The organism is Micromonospora sp. NPDC005206 (genome assembly GCF_040608175.1).
Taxonomy (GTDB): Bacteria; Actinomycetota; Actinomycetes; order Mycobacteriales; family Micromonosporaceae; genus Micromonospora.
In genome coordinates, this window is the sequence record NZ_JBEXHU010000020.1 from 122,108 (window position 1) to 145,627 (window position 23,520).

Sequence of the window (23,520 nt, forward strand, 5' to 3'; positions counted from 1 at the left end):
GGTAAGGCCGAATAATGTCCAACTTCCCGTTCCTCTCGGTGCTCACCGTGGCGCCGCTGGTCGGCGCCCTGGTGGTGGCGTTCCTGCCGCGCCACCGGCCGGAGCTGGCCAAGCAGGTGGCGTTCGCCTGGTCGCTGCTGGTGCTGGTGCTCTCGGTGGTGATGTGGGTCAGCTTCAACGCCGGCGGTGACCGGTTCCAGTTCCGCGAGTCGTACTCGTGGATCCCGAACTGGGGCGTCAGCTTCACCTTCGCCGCCGACGGCATCGCGCTGGTGATGCTGATGCTGATCGCGGTGCTGGTTCCGCTGGTGATCCTGGCGTCCTGGCACGACGCGGAGTCGTCGAAGCGGTCGGTGCCCGTCTACTTCGCGCTGCTGCTGGTCCTCGAATGCACGATGATCGGCGTCTTCGCCGCCGCCGACGTCTTCCTGTTCTACGTGTTCTTCGAGGTCATGCTGGTGCCGATGTACTTCCTGATCGGCAGCTACGGCGGCCACCAGCGGCAGTACGCGGCGGTGAAGTTCTTCCTCTACTCGCTCGTCGGCGGCCTGTTCATGCTGGCCGCGGTGATCGGGCTGTGGGTGGTCGGCGGGAAGACCTTCGACTGGCAGGCGCTGTCGCAGGTCGACATCAGCACCGGCACCGAGCGTTGGCTGTTCCTCGGCTTCTTCCTCGCGTTCGCCATCAAGGCGCCGTTCTTCCCGTTCCACACGTGGCTGCCGGACGCCGGTGGCGCCGCACCGGCGGGCGCCGCGGCGCTGCTGGTCGGCGTGCTGGACAAGGTCGGCACGTTCGGCATTCTGCGCTACTGCCTGCCGCTGTTCCCCGAGGCGTCGAAGTGGTTCGCGCCGTGGGCGCTGGCGCTGGGCGTGATCGGCATCGTCTACGCCGCGCTGCTGGCGGTCGGCCAGAACGACCTCAAGCGGCTGGTGTCGTACACCTCGATCGCGCACTTCGGGTTCATCGGGGTGGGCATCTTCGCCTTCACCACCCAGGCCGGCACCGGCGCGGTGCTCTACATGCTCAACCACGGTCTGGCCACCGGCCTGCTCTTCCTGGTGGTGGGCATGCTGATTACCCGGCGCGGCTCGGCCCTGATCAGTGACTTCGGTGGTGCCGGCAAGCTGGTTCCGTTGCTCGCCGGGGTGCTCTTCTTCGCCGGTCTCGCCTCGCTCGCGCTGCCCGGCACCGCGCCGTTCATCTCCGAGTTCCTGGTGCTGATCGGCACCTTCACGGTGAACAAGCCGGTCGCGGTCATTGCCACGCTCGGCATCATCCTCGCGGCCGCGTACGTGCTGTGGATGATCCAGCGCACCACCCAGGGCACGCTCAACCCGGCACTGACCGAGGTCGACGGCATGCGTAAGGACCTCAACCTGCGCGAGAAGGTCGTGGTCGCCCCGCTGATCGCGCTGATCGTGCTGCTCGGCTTCTACCCCAAGCCGGTCACTGACGTGATCAACCCCGCCGTCCAGGCGACCATGGACGACATCGGCAGGACCGACCCCGCCCCGTCGGTGGGCGGCACCGTCCAGGAGGCAGGCCGGTGAACGCGAGGAGTGAGCTTGCGAGCCCCGCAGTCGTGAACGAAAGGTCGGCCCAGTGACCGAGTTGAAACTGCCGTCGCTCAACTACGCGGCGCTCGCCCCGATCATGATCATGCTGGGCGTCGCCCTGCTCGGCGTGCTGGTCGAGGCCTTCGTTCCCCGGCGCCTGCGGCACGTCGTGCAGCTGACGCTGGCCCTGCTGGCCGTCCTCGCCGCGCTGACGATGGTCGTCCTCAACGCCGACGACCGGATCATCACCGCCGGTCAGGCCCTCGCGGTGGACGGTCCGACGCTCTTCCTCCAGGGCGCGATCCTGGTGCTGGCTGCGATGGCGCTGCTGCTGATCGGTGACCGCTCGGTGGAGCGCGGCGGGGCGTTCGTCGCCCAGGCCGCGGTGACCGCCGAGTCGGCCGACGACCGGCGGCAGGCCGAGGGGCGCAACGGGCTCACCGAGGTCTACCCGCTCACCACGTTCGCGATCGGCGGCATGCTGATCTTCGTGGCGGCGAACGACCTGCTGACGATGTTCATCGCGCTGGAGGTCTTCTCGCTGCCGCTGTACCTGCTCTGCGCGCTGGCTCGTCGCCGGCGGCTGCTGAGCCAGGAGGCGGCGATGAAGTACTTCCTGCTCGGCGCGTACGCCTCGGCGTTCTTCCTGTTCGGCGTGGCGCTGATCTACGGCTTCACCGCCGGCATCCCGGGTCGGGTGGCCGGGGTCGACTTCGCCACCATCAACGCGGCGGTGACCGAGTCGCCGGCCAGCCCGGTGCTGCTCTTCGCCGGCATGGCGCTGCTCGCCATCGGCCTGCTCTTCAAGGCCGGGGCGGCCCCGTTCCACGTGTGGACGCCGGACGTCTACCAGGGCGCGCCGACCCCGGTCACCGGTTTGATGGCCGCCTGCACCAAGGTCGCCGCGTTCGGCGCGCTGCTGCGTGTCTTCCACGTCGCGTTCGCCGGCGCCGCCTGGGACTTCACTCCGGTGCTCGGCACGGTGGCGGTGCTGACCATGCTGGTCGGCGCGGTGCTCGCGGTCACCCAGACCGACATCAAGCGGCTGCTCGCGTACTCCTCGATCGCCAACGCCGGCTACCTGCTGGTCGGCGTGCTGGCGCCGAGCCGCGAAGGGCTCGCCGGCACCATGTTCTACCTGGTCGCGTACGGCTTCTCGGTGCTGGCCGCGTTCGCGGTGGTGACCCTGGTCCGGGACGACGACGGGGAGGCCACCCACCTGTCCCGCTGGGCCGGGCTGGGACGACGCTCGCCGTTCTTCGCCGGGCTGTTCACGTTCATCCTGCTGGCCTTCGCCGGCATCCCGCTGACCAGCGGCTTCATGAGCAAGTTCGCGGTCTTCGGGGCGGCGCTGGACAGCGGTCACGCCTGGCTGGTGATCGCCGGTGTGCTGACCAGCATGGTGCTGGCCTTCCCGTACCTGCGGGTCGTGGTGATGATGTGGCTGTCCGAGCCGGGCGAGTCCACGCCGACCGTCACCGTGCCCGGCGGCCTCACCTCCGCCGCGCTGATGATCGGCGTGCTGGCCACCCTGGTGCTGGGCATCGCCCCGGCGCCGCTGCTCGACCTGGCCACCGGAGCCGCCGACTTCGTGCGCTGACCAGAGCCTCGGCAATCCGGGGGCCGGCACGCGTTCGCGTGCCGGCCCCCGTGCGTATCCCCCGCCCGGAGCAGGTAGAAGGGGTGTGGCATGGTTGATGCGTGGTGATTCCGGCTGGCCAGCGTTCAGGTGCCACCGGTTCCGGCGGTCGCCGGGGTCGGGCGAGCACGAGTCAGTTCGGCGCGCTCGGCCTCCATCTCGCCGATCCCCGCGTCGAGGCGTCCGTGCTGGGTCTGCTGGACGGGGTCGAGGTCGAGTTGCGGGCCAGTGTGGCCAGCGCCGACCCGTTCGTCACCGAGGCCGCCCGGCACCTCGTCGAGGCCGGCGGGAAGCGGTTCCGGCCGTTGCTGGTGGCGCTGGGCGCCCAGTTCGGCGACCCCACCAGCCCGCGGGTGGTTCCGGCGGCCGTGGTGATGGAGCTCACCCACCTGGCCACGCTCTACCACGACGACGTGATGGACGAGGCGGCCGTGCGCCGGGGCGCGCCGAGCGCGAACTCCCGCTGGACCAACTCGGTGGCCATCCTGGTCGGTGACTACCTCTTCGCCCGGGCCGCGGACATCGCGGCCGACCTGGGCCCGGAAGCGGTCAGGTTGCAGGCGCGGACCTTCGCCCGACTCGTGCACGGCCAGATCGCGGAGACCGTCGGGCCGCGCGCCGGCGACGACCCGGTCGCGCACTACCTGCACGTGATCGCCGAGAAGACGGGCTCCCTGATCGCCACGTCGGCCCGGTTCGGCGGCATGTTCAGCGGTGCCGCCCCGGAGCACGTGGAAGCCCTCGCCGGTTACGGCGAGACGATCGGCGTCGCCTTCCAGCTCTCCGACGACCTGCTGGACATCGCCTCCGAGTCGGTGCAGTCGGGCAAGACGCCCGGCACGGACCTGCGCGAGGGTGTCCCCACACTGCCGGTGCTCTACGCCCGCGCGGCGGACGACTTCGACGCGTCCTCGGTGCGGCTGCGGGAGATCCTGGCCACCGGCCCGCTGACCGACGACGCGCTGCACGCTGAGGCGCTGGGGCTGCTCCGGGAGAGCCCGGCGCTCAAGCGTGCCCGGGAGACCGTGCGCAGCTACGCCGAGGACGCTCGCGCGCGCCTGGCCCCGCTCCCGGCCGGCCCGTCCCGCCGTGCCCTCGAATCGCTCTGCGACTACATCGCCGACCGCACCAGCTGATCTCCGGCTCCGTTCGCCCCGGCGGCGATGCGGCTCAGCAGGCGGCTGCCGACGAGCATCAGAGCGGCGGCGAGCAGCATGGACACCGCCGCCGTGGTCCACATCGTCGGGTAGCCGAGGTGGGCGGCGAGCGGGCCGAGACTCAGTGGGCCGAGACAGCCGCCCGCGTACACCCCGGTCTGGGTGATCGAGGTGGCGGCGGCCGGGGCCTGCGGGTGGAGCCGGACCACCGCGAAGTTCACCAGACCGGGCCAGGCCCAGCCCAGGCCGAAGCCGAGCACCACGCCGGCCACCAGCGGCACCGTGCCGGTCAACGCGAGCAGGCCCAGCCCACCGGCACCGACCACCAGCATCGCGGCGATGAGCGCGATGTGACCGCCGGTGCGGCGGTCGGCCAACCAGCCGGCACCCACCCGGGCCACCACGCAGACCGCGCTGCCCAGGGTCAGCGTGAGACCGGCGAGGGCCGGTGAGAGCCCCCGGGCGGCCGCTGAGTCCACCAGGAAGGTGCCCAGCGCGTTGGCCGCGGCCGCGGCCAGCGCCGCCGCCACACCGATCACCACCAGCGCCACCGTGGCCCGGCCAGCACGTGTGGCGCCTGCCCGCCGGGCGCGGCCGGGCACGTGCCGGGGTACGGCGGGCAGCGTCGTCAGCGCCGCACCGGCGGCGGCCACGAACGCCCAGCGCCAGCCGGCGGTGAGGGCGATGGTGGGCACCGCCGCGCCGGCCAGCAGGGTGGAGACCGGAATGGCCGCCTGCTTGACGCCGAACGACAGCCCCTGCCGGCGGGTCGGGACGTGCTGCGCCAGCACGGCGTTGCTGGCCAACTGACCGAGGGCGTTCGCGGCGGCGCTGAGCGCCAACAGCCCGACCAGCGCCGCATACGACCGGGCGAACACCGCCACGGCGAGCATCGACGCGGCGGCCAGCACGATGCCACAGCGGGCCACCATTGCCGGCCCGTACCGCTCGACCAGGCGACCGGAGGGCACCGAGGCCAGCGCGCTGACCCCGAAGTAGACGGCCACGGCCAGGCCCAGACCGGCCGGCGAGAACCCGAGGTCCGCGCCCATCTGCACGGCGAGGCCGCCGAGCAGGAAGACGGGCAGCACGCAGGCCACGGTGGTGAGGACAGCACCGGCGCCGGCCCGGATCGGGCGGGTGCGGGCGGTGTCGGGATCGGGGGTGAGGGCGGTGTCGGTCATCGTCCGGCAAACCTACGCGAGTCGCGCTCGGACCACTCCCGGTGACCGCCGGTGCACAAGGCGTGGATGGTGATCTGGCATCCTCGACCCGAACAGGCATTTCGCACCGGGCCTGTTTTTCATATGGTGTAAGTCCCCGGCGGCGGAGGTGGTTGTGCGCGACCCCTTGGCAGAACCTTCGGACCTGATCCGCAGCGTGTCCCGAGCGCTGCGGGTGCTGGAGTCGGTCGGTCGCGCCCCGAAGGGCCTGACCGTCAAGCAGATCGCCCGGCGCTGCGAGCTGACCGTGGCCACTACGTACCACCTGGTCCGCACCCTGGCCTACGAGGGCTACGTGATCCGTCGGGAGGACGGCACGTACATCGTGGGGTTGGAGGTGGCCGACCGCTACCGGGAGCTGGTGACCGCGTTCCGGGGGCCGCCGGCGGTCGGTGAGACGCTGCGGCGGGCCGCCGCGGACACCGGCTACAGCCACTACCTGGGCCGTTTCGTCGGTGGCCAGGTCGCCCTCACGGCGGTCGCCGAGGGCCCCCGGTCGCCCTACCTGGAGGACCTGGTCCCCGGCTTCGACGAGGGGGCGCACGCCACCGCCCTCGGCAAGTCCCTGCTCGCCACCCTCACCGCCGAACAGCGCTTCCGCTACCTGCGGGAGTACGGCATGCGTCCGTTCACCACCGCGACGTTGACCAGCACCGAGACGTTCGAGGCCGACCTGGCCGCCGGCGACCGGCGGGGGATGCAGTTGGAGCTGGGCCAGTTCCGCCAGGGGGTGGCCTGCGCGTCCGTGCTGGTCACGCCGGACAAGGACATGGAACGCCGGGTCGTGCTGGCCTGCGCGCTGCCCGCCAGCGAGATGATGACCTCCGCCCGCGTGGTCCGGGCCAAGCTGCTCACGGTGGCCCGCGCCGTCGCCGACGGCATCGCCGCCGACCACTGACCCGGACGCCGAGAGGCCCTCTCCCCGGCTGGGAGAGGGCCTCTCGTGGCGGTCCAGCGCCGGACCGCCGGAGCAACGTCAGCTGCCCACCGGGCCGCCGTCCAGGCGCCAGGTGACCACCACGCCGGGCTTGGCGTAGTCGCCGTCCGGCCAGTTGGAGGCCGGGTTCTCCACCGAGGCCCCGGTGATCTCACCCGGGTGCTGCACGGCGACGAAGACCGAGCGGTTGTCGCCGGTGATGAACGGGCCGCAGGTCTCCGCGCCGAGCGGCACGGTCAGGAACTGCTTGAGGTGCCCACGCTCCGGGCCCTCCACCGCGGTGGCGAAGAGACCGTCGTTGCTGCCCAGCGCGTTGCCGTCCGTGGAGACCCACAGGTTTCCGGTGGCGTCGAAGGCGATGTTGTCCGGGCAGGAGATCGGGGAGACCCTGGTCTTGTCGTACCCGGCGAAGAACGTCGACGGGTCGGTGGGGTCGCCGCAGACGATCGGCAGCGACCAGGCGAACGTCTCGGCGGTGTTGTCGCCGCGGTCCTCCACCAGCTCCAGGATCTGCCCGTGCTTGTTGGCGTTCCGCGGGTTGGCCTCGTCGGCCTTCGGGCTGCTGCCGACGCCCCGGTTGGTGTTGTTCGTCAACGCCACGTACACCTTGCCGGTGAGCAGGCTCGGCTCGACGTCCTCGGGGCGGTCCATCTTGGTCGCGCCGACCCTGTCGCCGGCGAGCCGGGTGAAGGTGAGAACGTCCGCGGCGGTCATCCCGTCGACGAACGAACGGTTGCCGCTGACCAGCTTGATCCAGCGGCCCCGGCCGTTGAACGCGCCGTCGGCGGGGAGCTTGCCGGAGCCGTCGATCTCGGCCGCGCTGGTCTGGTCCAGCTGCGCCACGTACAGGGTTCCGGACTCCAGCAGCGTCAGGTTGTGCTTGCGGGCAGCCCAGGAGTTGCCCTTCATGAACCTGTTGTCCGAGACGAACTTGTACAGGTAGTCGAACCGCTCGTCGTCGCCCATGTACGCGACCACGTGGCCGTCCCCGGCCACGATCACGTTCGCGCCCTCGTGCTTGAACCGGCCCATCGCGGTGTGCTTGCGCGGGCGGCTCTCCGGGTCGAACGGGTCGATCTCGACGATCCAGCCGAACCGGTGCGCCTCGTTGGGGTGCTTGGCCAGGTCGAAGCGCTCGTCGGCGCGCTCCCATTTGCGGCTGCCGCTGGGGTAGCGGGACGCCGTGCTGATGCCGTAGCGGTCCAGCTTCGGCTTCAGCTCCGCCGGCGCCCCGTCGGCGCCGACGAAGTACTGGTTGAAGTTCTCCTCACCGGAGAGCACGGTGCCCCACGGGGTCACGCCGCCGGCGCAGTTGTTCAGCGTGCCGACAACCGTACGGCCCTTCGGGTCGGCGGCGGTCTTCAGCCAGGCCGAGCCGGCCGCCGGGCCGGTCAGGTCGAACCTGGTGCCGAGCGCGGTGATCCGGCGGTTGTACGGCCGACGGCCGTTGTCGACCGGCTTCCACTGCCCGGTGCCGGCGACCCGCTCGATCTCCAGCACGGACATGCCGTGTGCGGCCATCGCGGTGCGCAGCTGCTCCACCGAGAGCCCGTCCAAACCCGGGAAGCCCGGGAACATGAGGTCCTCGTTGGTGTACTCGTGGTTGACCACGAGCAGCGCCCGGTTGCCGCGCTTGTCCAGCGGCAACACGCCCACGAAGTCGTTGTTGTAGCCGAACTGCCGGGACTGCGCCGCGGCGGTCTGCCGGTGCACGTCGAACTCGGGCGCGCCCGGCACCACCGGGTCACCCCACTTGATGACCACGGCGTGGTCGTACCCGTTCGGCACGACCAGCGTGTCCAACTTGTTCGGCGGGATCGGCTTGAACGTCAGCGCGCCGCTGCCGACACCGGTGCTGGGGCGTCCGAAACCGAACGCCTCCGGGACGTCCGGGATCGCGGGGGCGGCCATGGCGGGCGCCGCGCCGGCCGCCGCACCACCGAAGCCGAGGACCAGCGCGCCGACCGCGCCGGCCCGGACCACGCCGCGCCGTGAGACCTCGGCGTTCACCACATCACCGAAGTACGCGTTGTCGGAGGTGTTCGGGACCGGGTGGTCACAGGCGTTTCCGCAGCGGTAGAGACAGGTCATGGCGTCACGGCTGCCGTGGCGAGTGGCACCCAACAGCGGGAGCAGCCGGGGACGGTCGCTCATGGAAGGAGCCTCCTGGGAAGGTCGGTGGCACGCGGGATCAGTCGATGGCCGGGCGTACCAGCCGGACGCTAGGAGGACGCGGTGAGCGGTCGTCGGCCGCGATGTGAACCAGGCGTGAACACCTCCGCGGGCGCCAACCGCACGTAACCGGTCTGACCTCGGGCTGAACCGATCGGCGTGACCGCACGTATTCACGAGCGGACGCACCGCCCGACGCGCGCCGGGAGTGAGGAGACCGCCATCAGCGACCACGACGCCCAACTGCTGCGCGCGCTGCACGACGAGCACGCGGAGGCGCTGTACGCCCACGCCCTCCGGCTGGTCAACGGGGATCGGCAGCGGGCTGAGGACCTGGTGCAGGAGACGCTGCTGCGGGCCTGGCGGCACCCGGAGTCGCTCGATCCGCGACGCGGCTCGGTGCGGGCCTGGCTCTTCACCACCGCCCGCAACCTCGCCATCGACGCCTGGCGTCGGCGGTCCACCCGGGTCGGTGAGGTGTACACCGACGAGATACCGGAACCGCCGGAGGTGATCGACGAGGCTGAGCGCGCCGTGGAGGCGTGGACCGTCGCCGAGGCGCTGAACCGGCTCAGCCCGACCCACCGTGAGGTCCTGGTCGAGTGCTTCTACCAGGGGCGGTCGGTGGCCGAGGCGGCGTCCCGGCTCGGTGTGCCGCCGGGCACCGTGAAGTCCCGCACCCACTACGCGCTGCGGTCATTACGGTTGGTCCTGGCTGAGATGGGAGTGACGGGATGACCCGGTGCGAGTTCGCGCACGACGACGGCGCGTACGTGCTGGGCGCCCTGGCCCCCGCCGAGCGGGCGGCGTACGAGCGGCACCTTGCCGGCTGTGCCTCCTGCCGGGACGCGGTCGCCGAGATCGCCGTCCTGCCCGGGCTGCTCGGTCGTCTCGACCCGGCGGGTCTGGAGCAGTTCCTGCCGCCACCCGCCCCGCCCCGGGTGCCCGCGCTGATCGAGGAGGCCAGGGCCCGTCGGCGGCGTGAGCGGTGGGCAACCCGCCGGCGGTACGCGCTGACCGGGCTGGTCGCCGCCGCGTTCGCGCTGGTGGTCGGCGTGGGCGCCGCGACGGTGCTGCGTGGCACCCCGGGTTCTCCGGGGAATCCCGGGCCGCAGGTGTCGATGGTCGCCATGCGGCCGGTGGCCGCCGCCGGGCCGGTGCACGCCGAGATCGGGCTGACCGGCACCGACTGGGGCACCGAGGTGACCATGCGCTGCGGGTACGACCCGCGGACCGGCTACGGCAAGGCGTACACCTTCCGGTTGGTGGCGCGTGGGCCCGACGGTGCCACCGAGCAGATCGGCTCCTGGCTGGCCGCGCCGGGCGACGCCCTGCAGTTCACCGGCGCCACCCGGTTCACAGACGCCGAGCTGGTCAGCGTCGAACTTCAACGTGCCGACGGCACCCCGGTCCTGTCCTACGCCGTCCCCTGACCCCGGATCAGGGTGCGGGAACGGGGGTGCGAGGGGTGGCGGCGCGGGCGTGGGCGCGGGTGCGGTGGGACTGGCGGACGGCGTCGGCGGTGAAGACGACGAGGGCGAGCCAGACGAGCGCGAAGCCGGCGAGGCGGGCCGGTGGCATCGGCTCGTGGAAGATCAGCACACCGCAGCCGAGCTGGAGGATAGGCGCCAGGTATTGGATCATGCCGAGGCTGGTCAGCGGCAGCCGGTTGGCGGCCCCGGCGAAGAGCAGCAGTGGGATTGCGGTGGCCGCGCCGGCCAGCACCAGCAGCGCGGTGTGCCCGGCCGAGACCTGCCCGAAGGTCGACTCGGCACGCCGGGTCAGCCAGGCCAGGTAGCCCAGCGCGGGCAGCGCCAGCACCGCCGACTCGACGAAGAGCCCCTCCGCGGCGGGCAGCCCGAGCCGCTTCTTGATCAGGCCGTAGCCGCCGAAGCTGAACGCCAGGGTCAGGGCCAGCCAGGGCAGCCGGCCGTAGTCCACGGCGAGCACCGCGACCGCCGACGCGCCGATGCCCAGCGCCACCCACTGCGCCAGGCGCAGCCGCTCCCGCAGCACCGTCACCCCGAGCAGCACCACCACCAGCGGGTTGATGAAGTAGCCGAGCGCGGTCTCCACCACCCGGTCCGAGTTGACCCCGTAGATGTAGGTGCCCCAGTTGATCGCGATCAGGGCTGCGGCGACGACGATTCCGGCCAGTGCCCAGGGCCGGCGCAGCAACGCCCGCAGGAAGCCGACGTTGCGCAGCGCGGCCAGCAGCAGGGCCACGAAGACCACCGACCAGACGATCCGGTGGGCGAGAATCTCCAGCGGACCGGCCGGTCGCAGCAGCTTGAGGTAGAGCGGGAAGAAGCCCCAGAGCAGGTACGCGCCGAGGCCGTAGAGGTATCCCAGGCGGAGTGACGTCACGCCTTCACCGTAAGGGGTCAAACCGCGCTTTGTTCCTTTCCGGTGACCGGGGTCACCGGTGGACGCCGGTCGAGCTGCATCCATCGCGTGGGCTCGTCCAGGGGAGCGAAACCGACCCGTGCGTACACCTCGTGCGCGTCGTTGGTGCAGAGCAGGATCCGGCGTACGCCCAGCTCGGCCAGGTGGTCGCGGACGCCGGCGGCCAGCCAGCCGCCCAACCCGTGACCCCGGGCGGGGCGGTCCACGTACACGTCGCAGAGCCAGGCGAACGTGGCGCCGTCGGTGACCACCCGGGCCACCGCCACCTGGCGGCCGTCCCCGGGCCGGTAGACGCCGAACGGCAGCGAGCCGGCGAACGCCCGGACGACCGTCTCCCGGTCCCGGCCCAGTGCCCAGTACGCGTCGGTGGACAGCCACCGGTGCAACCGATCCAGATCGAGCCGGGCGGGATCGGTGCTGAGCAGGTGGCCGTCGGAGCGGGTCAGCGAGAACACCGCATGACGCTAGCCGCCAGGGCCGGCCCCCGCGCCGGCCAATTCCCGGACTCTGGTCACCGGACCGCCCGGGCTCCGGCCACGGCCGGGGCCCCGGGCGGTCCGGGTCGATCCTGGTCAGTCCCGGTCGAGGATGGCGCCGAGGATCCAGGTCACGATGCTCACGAAGAGCGCGCCCAGCACGGCGGCAGGCCAGAAGCCGTCCACCGAGAACGGCAGCCCGGCCTGGTCGGCGATCCAGCTGGTGAGCAGGAACAGCAGCCCGTTCACCACCAGCGCGATGAGACCCAGGGTCAGGAGGTAGAAGCCACAACCGACGGTCTTGATGATCGGTTGGAGCACCGCGTTGACCACGCCGAAGATCGCCGCCACCAGGAGCAGCGTGGTGACCGTCTCGACGGTGGAGTTCGACTCCAGAGTGATGCCCGGAATGAGGAGTGTGGCCAGCCAGAAGGCCAGCGCCGTGGTGGCCAGCCGAATCAGCAGCCCTTTCAGAAAACCCATGGCGGGGATCGTGCCACGGACCGGGCAGCGGCGTAACCCGCCGATCGACGATCGGATCGGTTCAGCGTCGCGCGGGCCGTCCGATGAGCTGCGCCTCGATCGGGGTGGGGGAGAGCAGCGCCCAGCGCAGCGCACGCCGGTTCACCACGGCCACCATGTCGTCCCGGATCCGTGTCAACCACTCGGCCGAGCCGCCCAGCCCCAGCGCGGTGCCGGCCAGCGCGGCCTCGGTGGCGTCCAGCGGTTGCAGCACCGCCAGGTCGGCCCGGGTCAGCGCGTCCACGTCCGCCGGGGTCAGCTCGTCCCGGACCACCAGGGTCGCCCGCCAGGGCGGACCCGGCTCGGCGTCGGCCGGCACCGGCCCGGCGTCGACCACCAGCAGCAACGGCCGCAGCGCCGTGCCCACCCCGTCGGCGACCGGCGGACCCGGCGGAATCAGCGGGATCGTCCCGCCCGGCGCGCCCACGCCCCGGACGAACGGCTCCCAGGCGCGGGGGCGTCCGGTCTGGACAACCACCAGGGCGCCCAGCGCCATCGCGCGCAGTGCCACCAACTGGGCGGCACGCACCCCGCCGACCAGCAGCACCCGGGTGCTCTCCGGCCGGAACAGCCGAACGGTGACCGCCCCACCGTGCCGGTTCGTGCCGACCATCATTCCCGCCCCGCCGAGGGTCAGCTCCCAGTCGTCCAGCGCGGGCCGCGACTGCGCACCGGGCGTCGCGAGAGCCAGCGGCAGCGTGCGGGCCAGCCCGGCCAGGTGCGCGCCGTCCAGCCGACTCAGCTCCCCACCAAGGCCGGTCACCAGCCGGTCCAGCGCCTCCGCGGCGGCGGTCAGCTCCGTCGCCGTTCCGGCGGCCAGGCGTACGGTCAGCTCGGTCGGCACCCCCGTCGTGCCGCTGACCGGCGGCGGGCCCGCGCAGAGCGAGACCGTCGTCGCGGTCGCCGGCAGCGCCAGCAGCCGTGGCACCAGCCGGGTCGCGCCCGCACCGTCGGCGCGCGGCCAGCGGCTCAGGCGGAAGGTGGCCTGGAGGAGAGCGCCGGACCGGAGCGCCGGCCAGGACTCCCGCACCGGATGGCCGTCGTGGTGGGCCAGCTCGACCAGGACGCGCAGCGCCGCCGGCACACCGAGCGGCCGGGCGGTCAACGGCCGGAGCCGGCGGACGATCCGGCGTACCGTGCCGGCGAGCACCCGGCGCAGGTCCTCCTCGGACCAGCCGTCCACCCGCAGCACCCGGACCGCGAGCACCGCCCTCTCCCGCCCGGCGAGCCGCCCGTCGGTGAGCTGCCGGTACGACGTGCCGACCGTGCCGCCCGCCGCCGGCACCGGGGCCGGCGTCCCGGCGAGCAGCAGTTGAATCCGCAGCGGCGGCACGTCCGGCCCAACGGGCGGAAGCAGCGCGGACGGTGTGGGGACGGCCCGGGACGCGTCGCCGAGCAGGTCGCCGGAATCGCCGAGCTCCAGCAGCGCCACCATGCCGCCGGTGTCCTCCAGCACCGCGGCCGGCCCGCCGGAGAACTCCGTCGAGCGGACCACGGTGCCGGGGGCGATCAGGCCGAGCAGCTCCGCCGGGCCCGCCGGCCCGGCCAGCGCGCGCCGGCGGGTCAGGTGCCCGGCGGCGATGGCCAGCCATTCGAAGAGCCACCGACCGCGGACCCGGACCCAGGCGGTCGCCACCAGCAGCACCGCCGCCAGCAGGGCCGCGACCGTGACCGGCACGCCCCGGCCCAGGGCGGCGAGGACGAGCGCCACCGCGACCTGCCCGGTGACCAGCTGACCGGCGCGTACCCCGGTGCCCCCGCGCCGACCCACGGAGGCCCAGCGGGCGATCGGCGGCCGGCGGTGGGGGCTGCCCCGCTCGGCGACTCCGGCATCGGTGCCGCTGGACCCGCCCGCCCCGGCCCCCGGCGGGCCAATTCCCTGCCCGATCGCTGGCGCGACAACACCCGGCCCGGGCCCGACCGCAGTCGCCGATTGCGACCCTCCGGTGGTTGTCGCCGGCACCGCGCCTCCTCAGGGAGTGTGGACCGCGCCGGCCGGTCGGCCGCTCCCGCGGCTCGTCACACGCCGCTACGTGGCTGCGGCACATCGTAAGCGACCGATGTCCGTCGTGGTTGTCCACAGGGGAGAGGCGAGGGGTAGCAGAACCGCAACCGGGCCGCTACCGTCAGCCACGAAGTTCGTCGCTGACCCGCGTCCACCGTGCTCAACGACCGGGCCACGCGAGCGGCGCACCCCCAGGGTGGGCGCGTCGACGGCCAGTCACGACCGAGGAAACGAGGTGACGTCCGGGTGTCCCAGACTCAGGCAGAATCCGCGGTGATGCAGCAGACCGCCGCGAAGTTCGAGCAGGTGGATCAGTCGTTGCAGTCCATGCTGACCGGCCTGCTGGCCGAGCTGGAGGTGTTGCAGCAGGCTTGGCGCGGCGCCGGCGGGCGGTCGTTCGAGCAGGTCAAGCAGCAGTGGTCACAGGACCAGGCCGCGCTGCACCGGGCGCTGCGCGAAACCGCCGGAGCGATCCGCACCGCCGGCCGGAAGTACGACGTCTCGGACGACGAGGCGGCCAGCCGGGTGGCCGGCACCAACCGCGGCGGCATCCAGCTGCCGCTCTGACCCCCGCTCGGGAGGGAGATCCGATGGACCACGGTGTGCTGGTCGTCAACTTCGCCGCGCTTCAGCAGGCAGGCGTGGACATCCAGAAGGCGCTGAACACGCGCGACTCGCAGCTCGGCCAGCTCGAACGGGACGCCGCGCCGCTGGTGGCGAGCTGGGCCGGCGAGGCCCGGCAGGCGTATGAGCAGCGCCAGGCGCGGTGGCGGTCCGCCTCGCACGACCTTCAGGCGATGCTGCGCGACATCAGGCTGGCGGTGAACGACTCGGCCGCCGACTATCTGGACACCGAGAAGACGAACACCGGGCTGTTCCAGTGACCTAGATGTGCTGTCCAGGGAGGTTGGTCGAGGCGGGCCGCGAGCGCTGACCGTGTGTGGGTCGGCGCTCCGGCCGCGCCTGATCGGGGAGCGGGGCGGTCGGGTGCGAGGGTCAGGCCGGGTCGGCGGGCCGCCAGCGTCGGCGGGCACCCCGGGGCAGCGTCAGGGCGAGCAGCACCACCGTGACCGCCGTCGTGCCGATCACCGCGCCGACCAGCAGGGCCCGGTCCCGGGCCGTCGCCCGACGAGCCTGGCGCGCGACCAGCGCCGGATCGGCCCGGTCGTCGGCGAGCGCGGCGACCGTCCGAGGGCCGGCCGGTCGCCCGCCACCGGTCTCGGTGACCGCCCGGTACGGGTTCAGCACACCGGCGCCGTACCCGCCGCCCGCCCCGGGTGCCGGATCGGTGGTGGCGACGATCCGCTCCGCCACCTGGGCGGCGGTCAGTTCGGGTCGGTACTGGCGCAGCAGCGCCGCGGTGGCGGCCACGAACGGCGTCGCGTAGCTGGTGCCCTCGACCCGGTGGTGGCCCTGGCCGGGCGCGGCGGTCAGCACCTCGCTGCCCGGTGCCACCAAATCGACATAGGGGCCGGTCTGCGAGAAGCCTGCCCGCCCGCCGTCCGCCCCGATCGCACCCACACCGAGCACCCCGTCGTACGCGGCGGGGAACGGACGCGGGTTCCCGCTGTCGTGCAGGTTGCCGGCGGCGGCCACCAGCACCACGTCCCGGTCGACCGCGTACCGCACGGCGGAGCGGACCTCCGGGTCGTCGACGTACAGCACCACGGAGAGGTTCACCACGTCGGCGTCATGGTCCACGGCCCAGCGGATGGCCCGGGCGAACTCGCGGGCGCTGACCGTACGCCCCGACTCGCGCCCCTGCACCACCTGCTGCTCACTCACCCGCACCGGCAGAATCCGGGCGCCCGGCGCCAGGCCGTGGAAGGCGACGCCGGGTCGTGTGGTGCCGCGGCGATGATGCTCGCCACGCCGGTGCCGTGACCGGCGCAGTCCCTGCGGCCGTCTCCGCCGGAATCGAGGAGGTCGGTGCCGGCCAGCACCCGCCCGACCAGGTGGGGGTGCGCCCGGTCGACCCCGGAGTCGACCACCGCCACCGTCACCCCGGCGCCGGTGGCCAGCGGCGCGAGCCGTGCGGGGTCGTACCGCTGCTGCGGCCAGGGCAGGGCCGTGACCGGCCGTACGGGGGCGAGTGGGGTGGCGCAGGCCGGAGCCGCTCGAAGTGCGGCACCGGCGGCGACGGCCGGAGCGGCCGCGCCGGTCAGCAGGGTGGCCGCCAACCCTGCCAGGACCGGGCGCGCAATCGACCGGGACATCGACGGCCTCCGTATGGTGTCGGCTCCGGGACGGGATGTTATCGCCTCACGGGCGTCCCGGCAGACCGCCGACGGCCAGCCATTGTGATCTTGATACCACCTTGTAGGTTGTACGCGATACCTGTGGCCTGTTCTCGGAAGGAGAGGTGGCCGTGACCGAATGGGAGCCGGCCACGGAGGCCGAGGTGGCGATGCGGGACGCGCTGCGCGCCAACGACCAGGAGCTGTACTTCCGGCTCCTGTCCCGCACCGATCTGCTGTTGCCGGTCTCCGCGCCAGCACCGCCCGGTCAGGCACCCCCCGGCTGGGGCACCTGGACCACCGGTGGCCGGACCCACGTGCTGGCGTTCACCTCCGCCGCCGCGCTGCGGACCTGCCTCGGCGAGCACCCCGGCAGCAACCGGCGCATCCCCTTCACGGAACTCGCGGTCGGCTGGCCCAACCACGAGTGGTGGCTCGCGGTCAACCCAGGGCTGCCCGTCGAGGGATACCTGCCGGCCTGGTTCGTCGCCCAGCTCTCCCGGGGTGACGTCCGGCTGCCCGGCCGCGCCATGGGTGCCCGCGCCCGGCTGGAGCGCGCGGAGACCCTGGCCCGGTCCAGGACGGGTGTGACCGGTCGCGACGTTCCGACCGCCCCGGGATCCACGTCGCCCGGGCCCGACCCGGTGGCGACCCCGCCCGGGCGGCCCGCGCCGACGCGTGGCGCGGTGCCCCGAATGGGCGCTCCGGCGGCCCCCGGCACGTCGTCCCGAACGCCGGGCCCGGGTGAGCTGTCGCGGCGCGGAGAGGACATGCCCGCCGCCGGTCAGCGGTACCCGACCGGCCCGCCCCGACCCGGCGGTCCGGGCGCCGAATCCATACCCACGAGCCGGCCCGCCGCGTCCCGGTTCGCGCCGTTGAAGCCCGCCGACCACCCCGGTGTCGTCCCGGCTGACCAGCCGGCTCCCGGCCCGGCCTGGCCGCCTCCGAGTCGGCCGGGCGCCGACGTCGACGGCCCGGCCGTCGGCAACGGCAGCGCCCAGAGCGGCGGGCGTTCCTTCTTCGAACCTGCGTCCGGCCGGGATCGGGCGGCCGGTCCGACCTCGGGTGGGGGCCGACCCGGCGACCGCGCGGTGCCGCCGTCCCGGTTCGGGCGGGGCAGCCAGCCCTTTCCGCGTCGCCGTCCCGCCGACGCACCGGCCGGCGATGGCGCGACCGTGGCCTTTCCGATGCCGGATCCGGACGCCACCCGGCCGCTGCGGCCGCCAGCCGGTGACCCGGGCGTCTCCAGAGGAGTACGCGCACCGGCGCCGGACGACGAGCCCACCCAGCCCCTGCCGCCCCACCGGCCGGCCCCGCTCGCCGAGGAGCCGACCCGCGCCTTCCGGTCGCCCGGTCGGGCCACCGGCGAGCCGCCGCTGACCCGGCCCGCTCCCTCGGCCGACGAGACGCAGGCGATCCCGCGCGGCCGGCCCGGCGACCCGGGCCGGTTCGAGCCGGTGGAGGAGCTGCCTCCGTCCATCGCGGAACCGGTCTCCGGCCCGCCCGCGCCGCGCCGCGGCTTCACGCCCATCGTCATCGAGGGCACCATCATCGAGTCCCGCGACCTCACCGAACCGGTCGAGGCGAGCAGCGTGGCCGACGCGACCGCGCGGCCAAGCCCGAAGTCCGCCGCCCCGTCGTCGTTCGGCTCGTCCCCTTCCGGCCCGGACTCCGCGGCGTCGCCGTCGTTCGGCCCACCGCCTTCCAGCCCGCCCCCGTTCGGCCCGCGTCCGTACGGCCCGGTGCCCTCCGGTCCGCGTCCGTTCGACCCGGCGGAGGCCGGTTCGGGCGTGGGTGGTCCGGGTGAGGGTGGTCCGGCGGACGCGGCGCTGGGTGGTGTGCGCGTCGACGACCCGGTCGGTGTCCGTCCGGGCGGGGTGGATCCCGCCGACCTCGGCGGAACACCCGTCGGCGTGAACGGCACGGATCGGGCCGGCCGCGACGTCGGCGGCGAGCAGGTCGGCCCGGACCTCGGCAGCCAACCGCCGCGACCTCACGTGGAGAGCGGTCCGGAGTCGGCGCGGCCCGACGCCGACGACATCGGGCACCGCCCGGTCCCGGTCGGCGACGGGCAGCCCGCGCCGGCGGAGGCCTCGGCCCCGGTCGAGTTCCTGCCCGCCAACACGGTGGAGGAGGACCTGCTCGGCGCTGCCGGCGCCGGCAGCACGGATACCTTCCTGTCCACCCTGCTGCTGGCCCGCGTGCTCCTGCCGGCGGCACCGGACTCGGTGCGCGGCAGCCGTCCGGGCGACCCGGGTTTCGTATGGCGTACCGGGCAGTTGGACGGCGAGACGTACGTCGTGGTCTACACGTCCCCGGAGCGTCTCGCCGACCACGTTGACGGTGATGTCGACATCGTCCGGGTGAAGTTCGCCCAGCTGATCCGGCGCTGGCCGGACGAGGACTGGTCGTTCGCCGTCAACCCCGGCACCCCGGTCGGTGCGAAGCTGCCCGGCGAGCAGATCGTCGCGCTGGCGAACTGGGCCGCGGAGGTGGGGCTCGGCGACGACCTGGAGGTGGACCCGGAGGAGCAGCCGGTCGAGGCGGAGCCCGCAGCCCGCCCCCGGTACGCCCCGGCGGCGGTCGACCCCGCCCGGCCGACCGTGATGCAGAAGGCGATCGCACCGAGCCAGCTCGCGTACTACCTGGATCGGGGGTACGACCGGGTCTCCGGCTTCGTGCACCGGGCCGGGGAGCTGGCGCACCTGACCACGCCGGCCCAGTTGTACGACGCGCTGGGCCTCAGCTACCCGGGCTCGCCGTTCGCGCGGGACGCCGAGGAGATCTACGTGCTGCGCTGGCCGGCGCACCGGCCGAGCCTCTACCGGATTCCGTACGGGGGTCAGAACGAGCCGGCGATGCGGGCGATGGAGGGCTGGGTCATTGAGCGTTCGCCGTTCCGAGGCAACGGCTTCGCGCCGGGCGAGAGCAGCGACGTGGTGGCCGAGTTCAAGGTGGACAGCGCTCGGCTGCCGTACGGCGCGCAACTCTGGCGGGTCGGCGCGGACGGCACCGAACGGGTGGTCGCGGTGCTCGACACGGACGCGGTGCTGTGGCGACGGGTCGGTGAGGCATGATGCGGGACGGCTACGTGGCCCGTTGGCAGGGCCGGGAATACCAGGCCAGCCCGGACGGCGATGACATCCGGCTCTACCAGCCGGAGCCGGGTGAGGGCTTCGAGGAGGTCCGCGCCGGCCGGTACGTGCGGGTGCTGCCGGCGAGCGAGATCGACGACCTGGCGTACGTGCGGACCACCTGCACCTGGCAGGGGCAGCCGTTCATCGTGCTCGGCGAACACGACGCCTGGCTGCGTGTGGAATACACCGGTGGCCGCTGGCCGGTGGCCGAGGCGATGCGGCTGGAGGTGTTCGACTTCGGCGTCTACCAGGGCTGGGCGCCGGCCGCCGAGGTCACCGACCTGCGGGAGCAGAGGGTCTGACCGGTCAGGACTTGGCCCAACGCAGGATCTCGCCGAGCACCAGCTCCGGTGCCTCCAGGTGCGGGAAGTGCCCGACCCCGTCGAGCAGTCGCCACTCGTACGGCGCCACGACGTACCGACCGGAGCCCAGGGCGGTACGTGGCAGGGCGGCGACATCCAACGCGCCGTGCAGCTGGAGCGTCGGAGTGACCAGCGGCTTCTGCATGAGGCGGACGAACCGGTAGCCGTGCAGGCGCAGCAGCGAGCGGAACGCCCAGCGGTATCCCTCCAGTGCGCAGAACGCGGCCTGCGGGATGCGCATCGCCTCCCGGCAACGCTCGGCGTACGCCTCGAAGTCCGGCCCGGCCACCCAACGTGGTCCGCCCCACCGGTGCAGGATCTCCTCCACGGCGGCCGCGCCGTCCCGGGTCAGCACGTGCTCGTAGCGGGGGAGTTGGAACTTCAGCGCCGGGGTGGAGGCGGCGAACTGGCCGCGCGGGTCGGCGAAGATGGCGGCGCGCAGCCGCAGCGGGTGTGGTGCGCCGAGTACCACCAGCCGGCGAACCAACGACGGGTGGAATGAGGCCACCGTCCAGGCGACCATGCCGCCGACGCCGCTGCCGACCAGGGTCGCCGACCGCTCGCCGAGCGCGCGGATCAGCCCGGCCATGTCGGCGGCGAGGGTGTAGCCGTCGTACCCCCGGGGTGGCTTGTCGCTGGCGCCGTAGCCGCGCAGGTCCACCGCGACCGCGCGGAAGCCGGCGTCGGCGACCGCCGGCAGCATCTGGTGCCACGCCCACCAGTGCTCCGGAAAGCCGTGCAGGAACAGCACCATTGGCCCGGTCCCGGCCTCGACCACGTGGAAACGGGTGCCGTTGGCGCCGACGAAGCGGTGCGTCCACGGCCCCTCGGTGAGGACACAGGACTCGTCGACGGCTCCGCCGCGCTGGTCGGTCATGGCAGACAGCCTAGGACTCGGTCGCCTTCGACGGCCCTGGTGGTCGCCTTGAACAGGGGGAAGCCCGGGTTGTCCCCTACCGACACGAGTGGCCGGGGGCGGGTCAACGAGTGATGATGCTGGCGCGTGCGGCAGGTCACCCAAAGGGCGACGCCCGGGCAGGTGACCTGCCCGGGCGTCGCTGGTTGGTGCGGGATCAGTGTCAGCTGATCCGGATCTTCATCGAGGTGCCGTCCTGCTCCAGAACCTTGATCTTGGTTCCGGTGGCGGGGAGCTTGACGCCGTGGTTCGGCAGCTCCGCGTACCAGTACTTCTGGGTGTCGTCGAACTGCGGCTCCGCGGCCTGACCGCGGATGTACTGCGCCTGGCTGTTCAGGTGCAGCGTGAACGAGTCCGCCTTCTTCAGGCTGAACGGCGCGTCGTAGACCTGGACGCGGGCCCGCCACGCGGCCCCGGTCAGGTTGTAGATCGGCCGCGGGTGCGCGTCGATGATCATGTTCCGACCCTCACCCGGGTGCGCGAACGTGTCGTTGTCCGCGAACCGCAGGTTCCAGTAGGAGATCAGCAGACCCTCCTGGTACGCGTAGTGGTCCACCCAGTCGGGCCGGGTGTTCGCGTAGCCGAAGAAGTACGGGCCGGTCTTCAGGTACTTGTCGTACGAGGTGTACGACCGGGTGCCCGCGATGTAGTAGTTGTCGAACTCGCGGGTGTAGGTGGCCGCGACGACCTCGAAGCCACCGGCGAGGGCCCAGCCGGCCGCGCCGGTCTCGGCGCCGTCGGAGAGCACGGTCTGGCCGTCAGCGGTCACGGTGATGGCGTCACCGTAGAAGCCACCCTCGGACACACCGCCGTCGGTCTGGTAGCGCAGCCGGAACTGCGCGACCTTGCCCGCCGCCACGTTCATCGGGATGTTGATGTCGACCCACTGGCCGTTGCTGCTGCCGTCCAGCGCGTACCGCCCGGCGGAGATCTCCTGCAGCGGCTGGCCGTTGGCGGTGCCGGGCAGCGTCGTCCAGGTCTGGCCCCCGTCGAGGGATGCCTCGAAGAACATGTAGTCGAACCCGGCCTCGATGCTGTAGCGGCCCTTCATGGACAGCGAGGCCGACGACTTCCCGGTGAAGTCCAGCGTCCGGGTCATCGAGCTGTTGAGGTCATCCTCGTTGCCGGAGAAGAACTGCTGGGTCCCCTCGAACGGCGCGCCGTTCTCGAAGGTGTACTCACGATCCGGCAGGACGACCACGACGCCCTGAGCCTCCGGCGAGTTGTACTCCTGCGGGCCGAGCGTCAGCGTGCGCTTCTGCCCCGCGACGACCGTCTCGTGGTCGAGCCAGCCGAGCTGGAGCTTGTTCCACGCACCGAGGTCGCCGCCGCGCTCGCCGATGCCGTCGTCGTTCTTGGCACCGAGCCGGCTCTGGGCCATCAGGGTCCAGTGCTCGTTGTTGTTGTCCCCACCACTGACGACGTTGTAGTCGTCCGGCAGACCGAGGTCGTGGCCGAACTCGTGGTAGAAGACGCTACGGCCGCCGTTCTCCGGCTGGATCGTGTAGTCGCCGATCCAGACGCCGGTGTTGCCGATCTGGGTGCCGCCGGCCGGGAAGTTGACCGGACCGGTGTTGCCCTGGTCGGAGGCGAAGGCGTACCAGCGGTGGCTCCAGACGGCGTCCTCACCCTGGTGCGGGTCACCGTCGGCCTCGTCACCGCCGGAGTGGACGATCTGGAAGTGGTCGATGTAGCCGTCCGACTCGTTGAAGTTGCCGTCGGAGTCGAAGTCGTACCGGTCCCACTCGTCCATCGACTTGACGTCGGCGGCGATCTGGGCGTCGGTGCGACCCGAGGCCTTCTGGTCGGCGACCCACTGGTTGGCGGCGTCCCGGACCAGGGCCCAGGTGTTGGTGCAGACGTTCGAGGCGCACGGGTAGCCGCCGGAACGACCGTAGCGGGCCTCGTTGTACCGGACCTTGACCCAGTCGGTGACCTCACCGTCGACGCTGTAGCGACCCGAGGACTGGGCCTCGTAGTACTGCTTCAGCGACTCGTCACCTGGGTTGGTGCCGAAGTACACCTGCCGGTAGTGGTCCGCGTTGAAGTCCGGCTGCCAGACGGTGGAGTTGTCCACCGCCCGGTTGGGAGCCGGGATCTCGTTGTGGAGCGGCCCATCGAAGCGGGTCGGACCAGCGGTGTTCGGGTCAGTGTCCTGATCCGGGTAACTCGGGTGCCGCTCGTTGCCGAACTCGGCGAGGATCACGAAGATCTTGTCGGTCCGCTCCCGGGAGAGCTCGACGTACTGATCCTTCGTCTTGGCCGCACCCGCCTTGGCCGCGCGGGCGGTGACCCCGTCGGCCTGGGTCTTGCCTACCTTGACGACCGTGCTGCCGTTGACCTTCTCCGCCTTGGACTTGCCGGACAGGACCTCGCTGAGGCCCTCCTGGCGCAGCGCGCGCCGCTTGTCCTCCAACGGGTTCGGCAGGTCGTGGTCCGCATAGGCGGGCTCGGCGACCGACGGAGCGGCCGTCGGCAACTTCGGCTGCGGCGCGGCACTGGCGGACGGTCCGAACGCCAGGCCTGTCGCCGTCAGTGAGAGCCCGAGCAGACCCACTGCGACTTTGCGCACGTGGTACCTCCGGTGTGAGGGAACCCGGCCCAAACAGGGGTACGGGCCGGTGATAGATCGATCCCACTAGTGGGACCAATGGTGAACATAGACACTGCCGGGACGGGTGGGAAGACGGGCGCGTCGATTTATTGCAAGATTTTGTTGGGAATGCTTTTCACCGTCACACCCCTGCGCTTCATCAGCGACGCTGACCAGCATGG

18 protein-coding genes and 1 pseudogene are annotated in these 23,520 nt (G+C 72.4%); 10 read left to right on the forward strand and 9 right to left on the reverse strand.

Annotated elements, in window-relative coordinates; translation table 11 throughout:
• Positions 1 to 14 precede the first annotated feature (14 nt).
• From ABZU69_RS28220 to ABZU69_RS28230, 3 genes are all read left to right on the forward strand, one after another.
• Positions 15 to 1,550 carry an NADH-quinone oxidoreductase subunit M gene (locus ABZU69_RS28220; protein WP_354967331.1) on the forward strand — a complete coding sequence of 512 codons (1,536 nt, stop codon included), beginning with the start codon at positions 15 to 17 and terminating at the stop codon, positions 1,548 to 1,550.
• 52 nt (positions 1,551 to 1,602) lie between these two features.
• A complete protein-coding gene (nuoN, locus tag ABZU69_RS28225; RefSeq protein ID WP_354967332.1) occupies positions 1,603 to 3,156 on the forward strand; it encodes an NADH-quinone oxidoreductase subunit NuoN in 1,554 nt (517 codons plus the stop codon).
• A 101-nt stretch (positions 3,157 to 3,257) separates the two neighbouring features.
• Entirely contained in the window at positions 3,258 to 4,331 is a 1,074-nt protein-coding gene (locus tag ABZU69_RS28230) for a polyprenyl synthetase family protein (protein ID WP_354967333.1), read from the forward strand.
• Here ABZU69_RS28230 and ABZU69_RS28235 read toward each other — a convergent pair.
• On the reverse strand, positions 4,307 to 5,536 hold the full coding sequence (locus ABZU69_RS28235) for an MFS transporter (RefSeq protein WP_354967334.1): 1,230 nt from the start codon (positions 5,534 to 5,536) through the stop codon (positions 4,307 to 4,309). The two genes, ABZU69_RS28230 and ABZU69_RS28235, sit on opposite strands and share 25 nt — an antisense overlap.
• Before the next feature lie 154 nt (positions 5,537 to 5,690).
• Between ABZU69_RS28235 and ABZU69_RS28240 the strand changes: the two genes are divergently transcribed.
• Positions 5,691 to 6,473, forward strand: a complete 783-nt coding sequence (locus ABZU69_RS28240) for an IclR family transcriptional regulator C-terminal domain-containing protein (protein ID WP_354967335.1) — start codon at positions 5,691 to 5,693, stop codon at positions 6,471 to 6,473.
• Between the two features lie 78 nt (positions 6,474 to 6,551).
• Here ABZU69_RS28240 and ABZU69_RS28245 read toward each other — a convergent pair whose 3' ends face one another.
• Positions 6,552 to 8,666: a PhoX family phosphatase gene (locus ABZU69_RS28245; protein ID WP_354967336.1), complete on the reverse strand. Its 2,115-nt coding sequence runs from the start codon at positions 8,664 to 8,666 to the stop codon at positions 6,552 to 6,554.
• Between the two features lie 240 nt (positions 8,667 to 8,906).
• On the opposite strand from ABZU69_RS28245, the gene ABZU69_RS28250 reads away from it, so the two are divergent.
• A complete protein-coding gene (locus ABZU69_RS28250; RefSeq protein WP_354967368.1) occupies positions 8,907 to 9,422 on the forward strand; it encodes a sigma-70 family RNA polymerase sigma factor in 516 nt (171 codons plus the stop codon).
• Entirely contained in the window at positions 9,419 to 10,117 is a 699-nt protein-coding gene (locus ABZU69_RS28255; RefSeq protein ID WP_354967337.1) for a zf-HC2 domain-containing protein, read from the forward strand. Before ABZU69_RS28250 ends, ABZU69_RS28255 begins: the two co-directional genes overlap by 4 nt.
• A gap of 7 nt (positions 10,118 to 10,124) precedes the next feature.
• Here ABZU69_RS28255 and rarD read toward each other — a convergent pair whose 3' ends face one another.
• The 4 genes from rarD to eccE form a co-directional block, all read right to left on the reverse strand.
• Positions 10,125 to 11,051, reverse strand: a complete 927-nt coding sequence (gene rarD / locus ABZU69_RS28260) for an EamA family transporter RarD (RefSeq protein WP_354967338.1) — start codon at positions 11,049 to 11,051, stop codon at positions 10,125 to 10,127.
• Between the two features lie 17 nt (positions 11,052 to 11,068).
• Positions 11,069 to 11,545, reverse strand: a complete 477-nt coding sequence (locus ABZU69_RS28265; protein ID WP_354967339.1) for a GNAT family N-acetyltransferase — start codon at positions 11,543 to 11,545, stop codon at positions 11,069 to 11,071.
• A 117-nt stretch (positions 11,546 to 11,662) separates the two neighbouring features.
• Complete coding sequence (locus ABZU69_RS28270; RefSeq protein WP_354967340.1) at positions 11,663 to 12,049, reverse strand: phage holin family protein; 387 nt, start codon at positions 12,047 to 12,049, stop codon at positions 11,663 to 11,665.
• A 61-nt stretch (positions 12,050 to 12,110) separates the two neighbouring features.
• Positions 12,111 to 13,859 (reverse strand): type VII secretion protein EccE, encoded by a 1,749-nt coding sequence (eccE, locus tag ABZU69_RS28275; protein ID WP_354967341.1) that lies wholly within the window; start codon positions 13,857 to 13,859, stop codon positions 12,111 to 12,113.
• Between the two features lie 480 nt (positions 13,860 to 14,339).
• On the opposite strand from eccE, the gene ABZU69_RS28280 reads away from it, so the two are divergent.
• Together ABZU69_RS28280 and ABZU69_RS28285 are read left to right on the forward strand one after the other, a co-directional pair.
• Positions 14,340 to 14,660 carry a WXG100 family type VII secretion target gene (locus tag ABZU69_RS28280; RefSeq protein WP_354967342.1) on the forward strand — a complete coding sequence of 107 codons (321 nt, stop codon included), beginning with the start codon at positions 14,340 to 14,342 and terminating at the stop codon, positions 14,658 to 14,660.
• Positions 14,661 to 14,683: 23 nt separating this feature from the next.
• Complete coding sequence (locus tag ABZU69_RS28285) at positions 14,684 to 14,977, forward strand: WXG100 family type VII secretion target (protein WP_354967343.1); 294 nt, start codon at positions 14,684 to 14,686, stop codon at positions 14,975 to 14,977.
• Positions 14,978 to 15,089: 112 nt separating this feature from the next.
• On the opposite strand, the pseudogene mycP reads toward ABZU69_RS28285, so the two are convergent.
• A pseudogene (mycP, locus tag ABZU69_RS28290) lies at positions 15,090 to 16,309 on the reverse strand (type VII secretion-associated serine protease mycosin).
• A gap of 152 nt (positions 16,310 to 16,461) precedes the next feature.
• Between mycP and ABZU69_RS28295 the strand changes: the two are divergent.
• On the forward strand, positions 16,462 to 19,407 hold the full coding sequence (locus ABZU69_RS28295; protein WP_354967344.1) for an SseB family protein: 2,946 nt from the start codon (positions 16,462 to 16,464) through the stop codon (positions 19,405 to 19,407).
• Positions 19,404 to 19,769: a hypothetical protein gene (locus ABZU69_RS28300; protein WP_354967345.1), complete on the forward strand. Its 366-nt coding sequence runs from the start codon at positions 19,404 to 19,406 to the stop codon at positions 19,767 to 19,769. Before ABZU69_RS28295 ends, ABZU69_RS28300 begins: the two co-directional genes overlap by 4 nt.
• A gap of 4 nt (positions 19,770 to 19,773) precedes the next feature.
• On the opposite strand, the gene ABZU69_RS28305 is transcribed toward ABZU69_RS28300, so the two are convergent.
• Complete coding sequence (locus ABZU69_RS28305; protein ID WP_354967346.1) at positions 19,774 to 20,706, reverse strand: alpha/beta hydrolase; 933 nt, start codon at positions 20,704 to 20,706, stop codon at positions 19,774 to 19,776.
• A 202-nt stretch (positions 20,707 to 20,908) separates the two neighbouring features.
• Complete coding sequence (locus ABZU69_RS28310) at positions 20,909 to 23,302, reverse strand: immune inhibitor A domain-containing protein (protein WP_354967369.1); 2,394 nt, start codon at positions 23,300 to 23,302, stop codon at positions 20,909 to 20,911.
• Positions 23,303 to 23,520: the final 218 nt, after the last annotated feature.